This window comes from Ruegeria sp. AL3 (genome assembly GCF_056536065.1).
Genome location: NZ_JBQFJG010000001.1, coordinates 2,263,311 through 2,276,652, shown reverse-complemented (window position 1 = coordinate 2,276,652; position 13,342 = coordinate 2,263,311). Strand labels below are relative to the sequence as shown.

Genomic DNA, 13,342 nt, shown 5'->3' with positions numbered 1-13,342 from the left:
TTTGGGGTTCAGCGCGGTGTCAACCCCCAAGTCTGGAGGAAATCGCCAGTTGAGCGGCAGCCAGCCGAGCGACCGGAACCCGGAACGGCGAACACGAAACATAGTCAAACCCCAAATCCCTGCAAATGGCGATTGATTCGGGGTTCCCGCCATGTTCGCCACAGACCGAAAGGGTCACATTCGGTTTCGCGGCACGCCCTCGTTCCGCCCCGAGTTTCAGCAATTCCCCGACCCCATCCGGATCAAGAACGTGGAACGGATCTTCGCCAAAGACTCCCTGCCGAACATAGGCGGACATGAAACGACCGGCATCGTCGCGGGACAGGCCGTAGGTCATCTGTGTCAGGTCGTTTGTGCCAAAACTCATGAAGGCGGTCTGCGGCGCGATTTCTTCCGCGCGCAGACAGGCGCGTGGTGTTTCGACCATGACGCCCAGCCGATATTCGAACTTCTGTCCCCGTTCAGATTCAACGGCGGCGGCGACCGAATCGATGCGGGATTTGACCAGTTCAACCTCGCGCTTGGCAGATACCAGCGGGATCATCACTTCGGGCACCACCGGGGCACCGTTTTTTCTGGCCTCCAGCGTGGCTTCGAAAATCGCGCGCGCCTGCATGTCGTAGATCTCGGGCACGGTGACACCCAGACGAACGCCGCGCAGGCCCAGCATTGGGTTGTATTCGGTCATCGCCTCAACCCGGCGTTCAACGTCGGACACAGGAAGGTCCAGCGCCTCTGCCAGTTCCCGTTGCCCGGTGCGCGTTGTCGGCAGAAATTCATGCAAGGGTGGATCGAACAGGCGGATGCAGACAGGCTGGCCTTCCATGATCCTGAACAGCTGAACAAAATCCTCGCGCTGCATCGGAAGCAGGCGTTCCAGCACCGCCGCCCTGCCCGCCGAGGTTTGCGCAAAGATCATTTCACGCATCACGATCAGACGGCCGGGATCAAAGAACATATGTTCTGTCCGGCACAGACCGATCCCCTGAGCCTGAAAGTTCCGGGCTGTCTGCGCGTCAGCCGGTGTGTCGGCGTTGGCGCGGATGTCGATGTCACGCTCGGCATCGGCCCAGCCCATCAGCGTCTGGAAACAGTCATCCAATGCGGCCTCGAGCATGGCGGGTTGACCGGCCAGCACCTGACCCGAGCTGCCATCAATGGTGACAATATCGCCGGTTTTGAACACCCGTCCATCCGGTGCGGTCAGCATCTTGTCTTTCGTCTGAAACCGCATTTCCGAGGCCCCGACGATACAGGGCAGGCCCAATCCGCGCCCGATCACGGCCGCGTGGCTGGTCATGCCGCCCTTTTCCGTCAGAACCGCAACGGCGGCATGCATCCCGCGCACATCCTCGGGCGAGGTTTCCCGGCGCACCAGAACACACGCCTCGCCACGGGCGGCACTGGCCTGCGCTTCGGCCGAGGTGAACACGATCTTGCCGGTCGAGGCACCGGGGCTGGCACCAATGGCGGTGGTCAGCACATCGCGGCGCGCATCGGGGTGGACCTGACGGTGCAGTAGTTCGTTCAGCGCGTGCGGGTCGACACGCATCACCGCCTCTTGCGGCGGTATGATACCGTCTTCGGCAAGACGTACGGCAATGCGCATGGCCGCGCGGGCCGATCGCTGCACCCGGACGCCATCCAGAATATGCACTTTGCCGTTTTGAATGACGAACTCGACCTGCATTTCTTCACGCAGTTTTTCGCGCATCAGGACGGCATGCGTTTTGACGTCGGCAAAGGCTTTGGGCGCAACCTCTTCCAGCGAGGGGCCGCGCGGGTCTTTTTCAAGAAACAGGGCTGCCACATCTTTGCCTAGCGCGTCGCGTCCCTGGCTCTGGCTTAGGTAGCGACCGGTGATCTGTGGCATTCCTGTTGTGGAATCAACCAGTTGAAGCACGCCTGATCCGCATTCACCCTGCCCGACGCCCGGGATCATCTCTTGAATGACAAGCCCAAGACCCGCATCTGCCGGGGCACCCTTGGCCTGCCGCAGCAGCCGGGCGGACGTCCCGTCCCATGCACGTGCCATCGAGCGCAGAACGCCGATCAGCTGTTCACCCCGGTCCTGCGGGAAGGCTTCATCCGTTTCATCTTCGTAGGCGCGCAGGGAATGGCGCAAGCCTTCGCGGCCATCCATGTCGATGTCATCAAACACATCCGCGTCCAGCCGCGCCACGTGGATCGCATAGCTTTGAACGAACCTGAGATACAGCGCAGCAGCGGCCTCTGCCCCCATGGTGTCGGACAGGTCCACATAGCGGGCATCATTCATGCCAATGTTCAGAACCGCACCGGGCCCGCCCCAATCGGGATCTTCAGAACTTGGTCGGACGCACAGCAAGGTCGTGGGGTCGAATTGCTCAAGGATCGCGTCAAGGTTCGGAACGTCGCCTTCCGCAATCTGATGGACCGCATCAAACGACAAGGCGACGGTCCGGGGCACCGGCAGGTCCAGTCGGACCAGCCGTTGCAGACACTTGGCCCGCCCGCCATGGGTATGGGCCGTGACCGGCGCATCGGATGTAATGAGCGTGGTATGCGGATTATTCTGCACTGCAGCACCTTTTGATTTGCCTGCAGCATAAGCGCTTGCGCCCTTCGTGCAAGGGCGTTGTGGGCACGCATCGCTGCGTGCCCGAGGTTTTAACCTTCGATCCGCGACAGATCGGCCACGCTGGAACAAACCTGCCTGATCTGACTGAGCAGGTTCAGCCGGTTGCGGCGGATCACGTCATTGTCGGTGTTGACCTGCACGTCCTCAAAGAACGCATCCACCGGCCCGCGCAGCCCCGCCATGGCCGCCATTGCAGTTGGAAAGTCTTCGGATTTCAGGGCCACGTCGATTTGCGTCTGCGCCCCATCCAAAGCCATGAAAAGCGCCTTCTCGCTGTCGGTCTCGGCGAATTTCACATCCGCACCGTAAGAGTATTCCACGCCGTCCTTTTCCTCGGCCTGGGTCAGGATGTTGTTGGCCCGCTTGAACCCCTGCACAAGGTTTTCGCCATCCTCGGTCGCGATCACGGCATTCAGCGCGCGTGCACGTTTGACAAGCAGGTTGAGGTCGTCATTCCCCTCCATCGCGATGCACGCATCGATGATGTCGTGGCGGATGCCCTCGTCACGCAGAAAGACTTTGAGGCGGTCGTGGAAGAAGGACAAAAGGTCATCGGACGTATCGGGTACCTTCCGTTCAAGACGCAGAAAGTCCGTCATTTGGTACGTCCCGGCCTTGTCGCCCGCAAGCTTCTCCTTCACCGTATGGAACGCCGCTCCGAAAACACCGTGGTCGGCAATCTCATCCAACAGCTCTGCGACATGCCCGTCGTGCAAGGCTTCGTTGGAAGCCGCTTCGGCCCGAACGAGTTGCGCGTCGAAGAAACGATCCAGCTTCAGCCGCAGATCATTGTTCAGGATCAACCGGATCACCCCCAATGCCGCGCGACGCAGCGCGAACGGGTCCTTCGACCCGGTGGGCTTTTCGTCGATCGCCCAGAACCCTGCCAGAGTATCAAGTTTGTCCGCAAGCGCCACGGCGACCGACAGGGGTGCCGCAGGCACATCATCCGACGGCCCCAGCGGCGAGTAATGTTCCTGCGCAACAGCAGCCACCGCGGCATCCTCGCCGGCGGCTTCGATGTAATACCGCCCCATGAGCCCCTGAAGTTCGGGGAATTCATAGACCATCTCTGAACTCAGATCGGCCTTGGCCAGACGCGCGGCTTTCTCGGCCTGATCCGGGTCGGCGCCCGTCACCAGAGCCAGTTCGCGGGCCAGCGCGGCGATGCGCTCGATACGTTGGGCCTGAGTGCCCAGTTTGTTGTGGAAGGTCACGTTCTCCAGCGCGCGGGTCCATTGGGCGATGTCCGATTTGGCAACGCGCAGGTCGTTCTCCCAGAAGAATTTCGCATCTGCCAGACGCGCCGACAGCACCTTCTGGTTGCCCGCCAGAATGGTCGCGCCATTGTCGGCGGTTTCGCGGTTGGCGACGGTGATGAAACGCTCGATCCGACCGGTCTTGTGGTTTTTTACGGAAAAGAACTTCTGATGCTCTTTCATCGAGGTCTGCAACACCTCGGGCGGCAATTCGAGGAATTCCTCGTCGATTTTCCCCATCAACACCACAGGCCATTCCACCAGCCCGGCAACCTCGGCCAACAGCCCCTTGTCTTCGACGATTTCCAGACCGGCGGCAAAAGCCATGTTCTGCGCATCATTCCAGATGTGTTCGGCACGTTCATCCTGTGACAGCAAAACGAATGCGCGTTTCAGCTTGGCGGCATAGTCCTCGAAAGACGTAACCGAGAACCGGTTGGGGGCCATGAAACGATGACCGGCTGTGGTGTCACCGGAACGGATGCCATCGACCTGCATCGGGACAACCTGCGCCCCTGATTCATCCGACAGGATGCACAGAATCGAATGCAACGGGCGCACCCACCGCAGACTGCCGCTGCCCCAACGCATGGATTTGGGCCATGGGAAGTTGCGAATAGTGGCTTCCAGCACTTCGGCAATGATCTCGGCGGCCGGACGGCCCGGTTTCTCGATGGTGGCGAAGTAAACGGCGCCCTTGGGGGTCTCGCGCTCTTCCAGTTGGTCGCGGGTCAGGCCAGCACCCCGCAGGAATCCTTCAATCGCCTTGTCCGGCGCGCCGACCTTGGGCCCTTTGCGCTCTTCCCGGATTGTCGGGCTTTGCGCCAGCAGACCTTCCACCGCCAATGTCAGACGGCGGGGTGTCGTCAGTGCGGCCGCGTTTGAATAGGTCAAACCGGCCTCGACCAGACCATCGGTAATCCGCTTTTTCAGATCCTCACCTGCACGGGTTTGCATCCGCGCAGGAATTTCTTCGGAAAACAGTTCGATCAGCAGGTCGGGCATAGTCGGTCCTTAGAAGTTCACAATCGTCTGAATGACGATGGCATTGGCGATATCCACAAAGAAGGCGGATACAAGGGGCAACACGATAAAGGCAATAGGCGACGGCCCATATCGCTTGGTTACAGCCGTCATATTTGCAATCGCCGTGGGTGTGGCGCCCAGGGCAAAGCCTCCGAAGCCCGCTGCCAGCACCGCTCCGCGATAATTCGAGCCCATCAGGGGAAACAGCACCCAAATCACGAAGGCAACCGTAAACACCGTTTGCGCCGTCATGATCACGGCAATTGCCACACCCAGTTCCGCGATGGTCCACAACTGCAAGCTCATCAGTGACATTGCCAGAAAGGCCCCAAGCGCAAATTCAGACAGCAATGCCAGCGACGGTGTCCGTGCAACCGGCGGCGCGGACGGAGCGATAGCCGCCCGGACATTCGAAATCACGATGCCCATGATCAGACAGGGCACAAACAGCGGCAGTTTAAGCCCCGCTGCCGAAATCGCCTCGCCCAGCGCATAGCCCAGAATAATCGCAAGGTTCAGATGCAGCAGCACGCGCATGATGGTCATATGGTCAATTTCGGTGGCTGCGGTCGTTTCTTCCGGCAGTCCAACGGTATATTCTTCGTCAGGTCGGTCCGGCGACAGGCCTCGTGTTTCCACCAGAAGACGGGCGATGGGGCCACCGACCAGCGCTGCAAGCACCAGTCCGAGCGTCGCCACGGCAACGCCAAGTTCAGTTGCACCGTCCAGACCCGTTGCGCTGGCAACTTCGGGTGCCCATGCAATTGCGGTTCCGTGTCCACCAATCAACGCGGCCGAACCGAACAGAACGCCTGCTTGCGCCGGATAGCCAAACAAGGAAGCCCCTGCCGCGCCGATAACGTTCTGCGCAACAATCGTGACAAGCGTCAAAATCAACAGGATCAACAAAGGCTTACCACCGGCAATCAAGTCAGAAAGCCGCGCGTTCAATCCGATTCCGGCAAAGAACAAAACCAGCAGAGCGTCCCGGGTCTGCAACTCGAATGACAGCTCTACATTGGCACCAAGATACAGAAGCAAGACCACGAGCGAGGCCAAAAGGCCGCCCGTGACCGGTTCAGGAATATTGAACTGCCTCAGAACTGCGACTTTGCTGTTGATCCGGGCACCCAACAAATACACCGCAAACCCCAGAGTTGCAGTAATGAAGTCCGGGATCAAAACGGCGTCAGCCATGGTTTTCCTCAGTTTTCAGGGCGCGTCGGGCACTCCTCACCCACCACCGTACCGTCATAGGCTTTTTCACCGCAGTTGTTCAACGCGTGCCAGACATATCCCTTGCCATCCCTGGTAATCGCCACGATCCGGTCGACGCCGAAATGGATGTTCTTTTCGCTCAAAAACGCCTGCGCCTGCCCCGATTTCAGCGCATCGCCCAACGACACGGCGTCGTAACAGTCAAACCAACCCGGCGCGGTCAAGGGTTCGGGGTTTTCGACAGCAATAAACCCGGCCATCTGATCCGGTTTCAGATCCGTTTCAAAACAGCCACGGTAGCGGATCGGAGAACTGTCTGCATCAATCGCCTGAAAGTCTGAATAGGTGATCGGGACAGGCGCATCGCTTTGGTCCGTCATCAGGACCACGTCCTGGCCGGGTTGCGGTTCGACCTCGTAGTAGAAACCGTAAATCTGCAAATAATACATTCCGGCCCCGGCCACCAAGGCCGACAACAAAAGAACAATTGCCAGCAGTTTTCCCGTCATGTTTCAGGCTGCCTCTTTCAAGTTCTTGTAAAATAGGACAGGTTTCGTCCGGGTACAGGCATCAATGAGGTCAACACCATGGAATCCACGCTTGCTGTCGGTTTTTTCGGCGCATTGTTTGCCATCATGAACCCGGTTTCCAACCTGCCGGTGTTTCTGAGCGTCACTCAGGATCTGCCTGCCGCCGACCAGCGCAAGATTGCGGTGAAGACGGTGATCTATTGCCTGATCCTCGGCGGTGCCTTTGCGCTGGTCGGAAGTCAGGCGCTTGGCCTTTTTGGCATCAGCGTCAATCACCTGCGCGTCGCCGGCGGCCTGGTCGTCATGATGATCGGTCTCAACATGCTGAACGGAAACGAAAGCACCTCTCATCACGGAACAAAAGGAGAGAAGGAAGCTTACCCCGAAACCGATACGGTGGCCTTTTACCCGCTGGCCTTTCCCATTCTTGTGGGCCCCGGCACGATAACCACCCTGATCTTGTACGCACATCAGGTTAAAACTGCGGTCGAGGCCTTTGTTTTTGCAGGCGTATTTCTCGTTGTGGTCGGCCTGCTTCTGATCACGTTCTGGAACGCCGCCTGGCTGGCTGAACGCCTGTCCAGCAACGCGCGCGTGATTATGAGCCGCTTCATGGGTATGATCCTTGCCGCCATTGCCGTCAGCATGATCGCAGACGGGCTCAAGGCGCTTTTGCCCGGGCTGGCCTGATTGCCTCATCAGGCCTGAAACCCGGCGGCCTCGGTCTGCACAAACGCATCCGCACATTGTTTGGCCAACGCCCGGACGCGCCCGATATAGGCCTGCCGTTCAGTCACCGAGATCACGCCGCGCGCGTCCAGCAGGTTGAAGATGTGACTGGCCTTGATGCATTGATCATAGGCAGGGTGCGCCATGATGATGCGTTTGCCCGTCTTCGGGTCCACATGCGCCTGGCTCAGAATCGCCGCGCACTCGGTCTCGGCCTCTTCGAAGTGGCGCAGCAGAACTTCGGTGTTGGCCACGTCAAAGTTCCAGCGGGCGTACTCCTCTTCGGTCTGCTTGAAGATATCACCGTAAGTCAAAGGACTGGGCGACTGGGGGTCATTGAACGGCATGTCCATCACGTGATCGATGCCCAGCACATACATGGCCAGACGCTCCAGCCCATAGGTCAGCTCGCCTGATACCGGCGCGCAGTCATGGCCGCCAACCTGTTGGAAATAGGTGAACTGGCTGACTTCCATTCCGTCACACCAGACTTCCCAACCCAGACCCCACGCGCCGAGCGTCGGGCTTTCCCAGTCATCTTCGACAAAACGGATGTCGTGCAGGTCCATGTCGATGCCAATCGCCTCGAGGCTTCCCAGATACAACTCCTGCAAATCCGGTGGGCTGGGTTTGATCAGCACCTGGTACTGATAGTAGTGCTGCAACCGGTTCGGGTTCTCGCCATAACGCCCATCTGTCGGGCGGCGTGACGGCTGAACGTAAGCCGCAGCCCAGGTTTTCGAGCCAAGCGCGCGCAGGGTGGTCGCGGGATGAAACGTTCCGGCGCCGACTTCCATGTCATAGGGCTGTAGAATCGCACAGCCTTTAGACGCCCAATAGGTCTGAAGCCGCAGGATGATCTCCTGAAATGAACGCGGTGCGCTGGTCGGTTCGGTCATGGCATTCCCTCTGGGCGCCTCTGCGCCCGGTTCCGGTCGGTTTTGCCCTTCCTATGCAAGGGGCAAAGGGGCGTCAACGGGGCTTGGGGCCAAGCCTGTATCTGCGGTGCCACACCACAAATTCCCCGCATTCGCGCCATGGCGTTTCGCAAATGAATTCGCGTATTCTGCGTCAAAGCATGAACACTGCATAAGACGGGCAGACTATGACACGCGTATTTTCAGCAATCCTATTGTTTATTCTGGTCGGCCTGCGCGCCGCAACCGCACAACAAGATCCCGGCGTCTGGGTCCAGGTCGAGGCCCAGCCCTCGCTGCGCGAAGCGCAGGAACGGGCACAGGCCTATGCCGGTGCTTTGCCGGATGTGAACGGGTTTCGCCTGAACAGTGGCTGGTACGCGATCGTGATCGGCCCCTACGCGCGGACCGACGCCGAACAGGTGCTGCGCGTCTATCGGGCCGAAGGCCAGATACCGCGCGACAGTTACATCGCGTTTTCCAGCGCGATGGGGCAACAGTTCTGGCCCATCGGGGCAAACGTGCTGAACCGTGGCACCGTCGCGGCACCGATTGAACCTGTGGCACAACCGGAAGAGGCTCCGGCGGTTACCACACCACAGGATTCGGATGAAACCCGTGCGCAGGCGCTTCAGTCCGAACGTCTGTTGACCACGCAGGAACGCAAGGATCTGCAAACGGCTCTGCGCGCGGCAGGGTTTTACAACTCGACCATTGATGGTGCATTCGGGCAAGGCACCCGCCGTTCGATGAGCGATTGGCAGCGCTACAACGGGTTTGACGCCACGGGCGTTCTGACGACGTTGCAGCGCAAGGCCCTGATGGATGAATACAACGCGCCGCTGATCTCTGTCGGAATGGAGCGGTATTCCGACGACAAGGCCGGGATTGTGCTCGACATGCCTCTGGGCGCTGTGAGCCTTGATCGCTATCAAGCCCCGTTTGCACATTTCAAAAGCATCTCTGACCTGAACGCCAAGGCGCTCCTGATCAGCCAGGAGGGGGACAAGAACACGCTCCGCGCGCTTTACGAGGTGATGCAATCGCTTGAGATCGTTCCGCTGAATGGCCCTCGTGAACTGGGCCGCGACCGGTTTACCCTTGAAGGACGCGGCAACGGCATAGTGTCCTTTACGCAAGCGCAATTGGCCGATGGAAAAATCAAGGGCTTCACCCTTGTCTGGCCCGAAGGAGACGAGGCACGTCGCCTGCGTGTCCTGTCAGCGATGACATCCAGCTTCAGCACGACGGATGCGGTTCTGGATGCCGCCGCCGGTGCATCCGCAGAACAGCGCATCGATCTGGTGTCGGGCCTTCAGGTCCGTAAGCCCCGACTGACGCGCTCTGGCTTTTTCGCGGATGAGAATGGGACAGTACTGACGGTTTCCGAGGCCGCAGACAGCTGCACGCGGATCACGCTGGATGGCGATCACGAGGTTCAACTGGCCCTCACGGACCCTGAACTTGGCGTGGCGGTCCTGCGCCCTGCAAAAACGCTCGCCCCCATGAGCGTCGCCGCGTTCAGTGCGGCCAAGCCGCAGATCAAGTCAGAGGTGGCCGTGTCCGGCTATTCCTATCAGGGCGCATTGGGTGGCCCCACCCTGACCTACGGGCAGGTCGCGGACATTCGTGGGCTGAATGGTGAGACCGGCGTCAAGCGTCTGGCGCTGAACGCCCAACCCGGCGATGCGGGTGGCCCCGTCTTCAATGACAGCGGTAACGTCGTCGGAATGTTGTTGCCCACACCGTCCGAAGGGCGCACCCTGCCCGCTTCGGTCAGCCTTGCGGCCACCGTTGATAGGTTGACCGAAATTCTTGCAGAGGCCGGAGTGTCCGGTCAGTCGAGCGAAGAAACCACACGGATCTCACCCAATGAGCTGAACCGGCGCGCAACCGGCATGACGGTTCTGGTTCACTGCTGGGATTGATCCGACAGCACCTCAAAAAAAAAGCGCCGCATGAAAGTGCGGCGCTTTTTCGTTACAGAATGTCAGGTGTCACGTGGATCAAGGTCGGCACAGGCGCATCGAATGCGGCCCTTACTGCACTTTGCATCTCTGCCACATTCGAAGGCGCCGAGGAGCGCGCACCAAAGGCTTCGGCAAGTTTGCAGAAATCGGGATTGTGCGCCATGACCGCGTTGGGCGCGATCTGGCTGCGCACCATACTGTCCTCGATTTCCTTCAGTTTGCCATTGTCCCATAAAATGATTGGAAGCGACAATCCCAACTCAACTGCCACGCCCAGTTCCTGCATCGTGTAATGGAACCCGTAATCCCCGGCGATAACCGCCGTGGGTTTGCCGCGCCGGGCAACCGCCCCGCCAATACCGGCGGGCAACCCATAGCCAAGAGTGCCAAACCCCGTCGGATGATGCCAGTGATGAGGATAGGCCATGTCCCACACCTCTTTGGCGACATAGGCAAACTGCGTCATGTCCGAATAGATCATGGTGTCGGCCGGCATGGCCGCGCGCAAAGCGTCCGCGATCGGCACGATTCCGGGCCGCTCTGCATCCACCTCGGCACGCCAGCGGGCGCGCATCTCGGCGACTTCCTCGGGTGACCAGCCTGTTGCCGGTTTCATGTCCTGAGTTGCGTGCCACAAGGCGCGGGCAAAGCTCTGGCTGTCGACTTGCAGCTTGATGGCGGCGCGATGGCAATCGGAAAGAACCTCGGGGTCGAGGTCGACGCGTATCAAGGTCGCCTTGTGCCCCAAATCCTGCCGCCACAAATCGACCTCGCCCAGCTCGGCCCCGACCGCAACGACCAGATCCGCCGACGCGATTACCTCGGCGCTGCCGGGACGCGGCAACATGGACCCGAAGTCCAGCGGATAATTTGCGCCCGGCAGCCCGCGCCCGGCATAGGTGGTAAAACAGGCCGCCCCCAGCTGTGACAAAATCTGACGCCAATCATTCGACCTGCATCCGCCACCCAGGATGAACAGCGGCCTGCGGGCAAGGTTCAACATGGACACGACCGATGACACGTCAGGCGGCAAGGCTTTGGTGCGCAGCGCGGGCTGGTTGGGGAACGGCGCGGGGTCGGCCTCGGCCTGCAACTGCGCGATGGGCACCTGAATGTGCTTGGGGCGCGGGCGCGAAAGCTCGAATTCTTCAAACGCCCGTTCTATCAGCCCATAGGCAGCTTCGGCGGAGTTGGCCTGTACGGACCAATCCGCAACCGTACCGGCGGCGGCACCTTGATCTTTCATCTGGTGCAACTGACCCCGGACAGCCTGCGTTTCATCCAGGCATGAGGACAGAATCAGCATCGGAACCGAGTCGCTGTAGGCCTGTCCGATCGGGGTCATGATGTTGCACAGGCCGGGACCGGTGATCACATAGGCGACGCCGGGCTGCCCGGTCGCGCGCGCGTAACCGTCAGCCATGAATCCGGCCCCCTGTTCGTGCCGGGCCAGAACATGCGTGATCCCGGCCTCTTCGATACCGCGATACATTTCCTGATTATGGACACCGGGAATGCCGAATATCACATCCACACCGCGATCCTTGAGCATATGCGAGATTTGCGCGCCAAGGGGTCTTTTCATCAGCCTCTCCAGAATTGAACGGTAAAGATCGCATATACGGCCAAAAGTTCGAGCCGCCCGGCCAGCATCCCGAAAGTCAGCAGCCACTTGGCCGTATCGTTGAGACCTGCGAAATTGCCCGCCGGTCCGATCTGATCGCCGAGTCCCGGTCCGACATTGGCCAGCGCCGTCGCGGCCCCGGATACGGACGTGACGAAATCCAGACCTGTCAGCGCCAACGCCCAGGACAACACCCCCATCGACAAAACGAAGAACATGAAAAAGCTCATCACCGATGTCAGAACGTCCCGCCCGACCGGCCTTCCATCATAGAGCGGCATGAACACGCCATGCGGGGACCGGATCCGTTTGATCTGGCTTTTGATCGAGGCGAACAACAACTGATAGCGGAAAATCTTGATCGAACACGCCGTCGACCCCGCACATCCACCGATCAATCCGATCAGGAAAAACAACATGATCGGAAAGCTGCCCCACCCCATGTAATCGACACTGGCATATCCTGTCCCCGAGATGATCGAGGTGATGTTGAACAATGACTCGCGGAACGCCTGTTCCCAGTGATGCGGAAAGACCGAGGTCAGAAAGACTGACATGATGACAACCAGAACCAGAATGGTCGCCAGAAATGCCCGGATTTGACTGTCTTTCCATAAGGACGCCGTATGACCATTGGCCAATTGGACATATCGCACAAAGGGCAGAGCCGCCAGAATCATGAAGACGGATGCAGCATATTCGGCCGGGCCTGAAAATGTTCCAAACGAGGCATCATAGTTCGAGAAACCACCCGTGGACACCGTCGTGAAAGCATGCACCAACGCGTCAAAAAAACTCATCCCCAATGCGGCATAGACCAGCACGCATACGAGTGTCAGGAAGACGTAGATCAGGGAAATCTGTCCCGCAATCTCCTGCGCGCGAGGCAGGATTTTCCCCATGGTCTCAAACCCTTCCGATCGGAAGATTTGCATGCCACCAACCCGCAATTCCGGCAGGAACACCATCGCAACAACGATAATGCCGATGCCCCCCAGCCATTGCAGGATACCGCGCCACAACAAAAGCCCCTGCGGCAGCGTGTCCAACCCTGATATCACAGTCGAACCGGTCGTCGTAAGGCCCGACATCGCCTCGAAATAGGCATCGACAAAGCGCAGTTCGGTTTCACCGAACAGAAACGGGATTGCACCAAACACCGGCAGCGCGACCCAAACGCCGGTTGTCAGCAAAAAGGTCTGCCGGATGGTCAGACCCTCGCCCACGCCGTTGGAACAGCTCATCGCAAGAACGGATCCGGTCAGCATCGTGATTATCGCGCTTTCCAGAAATACATTCCATTCGCCGCGACCTTCGATAATGTCCGCGAGCATAGGCAGCAGCATGGTCGCCCCAAGAATGGCGACCAGCAAGCCAATCACATATCCGACCGGGCGAAGATCCATCATGACGCGCAGCGTTGGCGCGCCAGCCCGACCGTGTCAAGCA

At 59.5% G+C, this 13,342-nt stretch carries 9 protein-coding genes; 2 read left to right on the top strand and 7 right to left on the bottom strand.

The features are described from left to right. Nucleotides 1-19: 19 nt before the first annotated feature. From ACR3E6_RS11545 to ACR3E6_RS11530, 4 genes are all read right to left on the bottom strand, one after another. Nucleotides 20-2,560, bottom strand: a complete 2,541-nt coding sequence (locus ACR3E6_RS11545) for a putative PEP-binding protein (protein WP_480487217.1) — start codon at nt 2,558-2,560, stop codon at nt 20-22. A gap of 89 nt (nt 2,561-2,649) precedes the next feature. Beyond that, entirely contained in the window at nt 2,650-4,884 is a 2,235-nt protein-coding gene (glyS, locus tag ACR3E6_RS11540; protein ID WP_480487215.1) for a glycine--tRNA ligase subunit beta, read from the bottom strand. Between the two features lie 9 nt (nt 4,885-4,893). Beyond that, nucleotides 4,894-6,102: a sodium/glutamate symporter gene (gene gltS, locus ACR3E6_RS11535; RefSeq protein ID WP_480487213.1), complete on the bottom strand. Its 1,209-nt coding sequence runs from the start codon at nt 6,100-6,102 to the stop codon at nt 4,894-4,896. An 8-nt stretch (nt 6,103-6,110) separates the two neighbouring features. Further along, the gene (locus ACR3E6_RS11530) at nt 6,111-6,632 is read right to left on the bottom strand and encodes a DUF6446 family protein (RefSeq protein WP_480487211.1); all 522 of its coding nucleotides are present in this window, start codon (nt 6,630-6,632) and stop codon (nt 6,111-6,113) included. 78 nt (nt 6,633-6,710) lie between these two features. Between ACR3E6_RS11530 and ACR3E6_RS11525 the strand changes: the two genes are divergently transcribed. Then, nucleotides 6,711-7,343: a MarC family protein gene (locus tag ACR3E6_RS11525; RefSeq protein ID WP_171633290.1), complete on the top strand. Its 633-nt coding sequence runs from the start codon at nt 6,711-6,713 to the stop codon at nt 7,341-7,343. Between the two features lie 8 nt (nt 7,344-7,351). Here ACR3E6_RS11525 and ACR3E6_RS11520 read toward each other — a convergent pair whose 3' ends face one another. Next, nucleotides 7,352-8,281 carry a glycine--tRNA ligase subunit alpha gene (locus ACR3E6_RS11520; RefSeq protein ID WP_480487208.1) on the bottom strand — a complete coding sequence of 310 codons (930 nt, stop codon included), beginning with the start codon at nt 8,279-8,281 and terminating at the stop codon, nt 7,352-7,354. A gap of 206 nt (nt 8,282-8,487) precedes the next feature. Here ACR3E6_RS11520 and ACR3E6_RS11515 point away from each other — a divergent pair, with 206 nt between their 5' ends. Further along, nucleotides 8,488-10,227: a serine protease gene (locus tag ACR3E6_RS11515; RefSeq protein ID WP_480487206.1), complete on the top strand. Its 1,740-nt coding sequence runs from the start codon at nt 8,488-8,490 to the stop codon at nt 10,225-10,227. Between the two features lie 52 nt (nt 10,228-10,279). Here the strand turns inward: ACR3E6_RS11515 and ACR3E6_RS11510 are convergent, their stop codons facing one another. Further along, nucleotides 10,280-11,854, bottom strand: a complete 1,575-nt coding sequence (locus tag ACR3E6_RS11510) for a thiamine pyrophosphate-binding protein (protein WP_171723489.1) — start codon at nt 11,852-11,854, stop codon at nt 10,280-10,282. After that, nucleotides 11,854-13,302, bottom strand: a complete 1,449-nt coding sequence (locus ACR3E6_RS11505) for a TrkH family potassium uptake protein (RefSeq protein WP_171723490.1) — start codon at nt 13,300-13,302, stop codon at nt 11,854-11,856. The genes ACR3E6_RS11510 and ACR3E6_RS11505 overlap by 1 nt, the downstream gene beginning before the upstream one ends. Nucleotides 13,303-13,342: the final 40 nt, after the last annotated feature.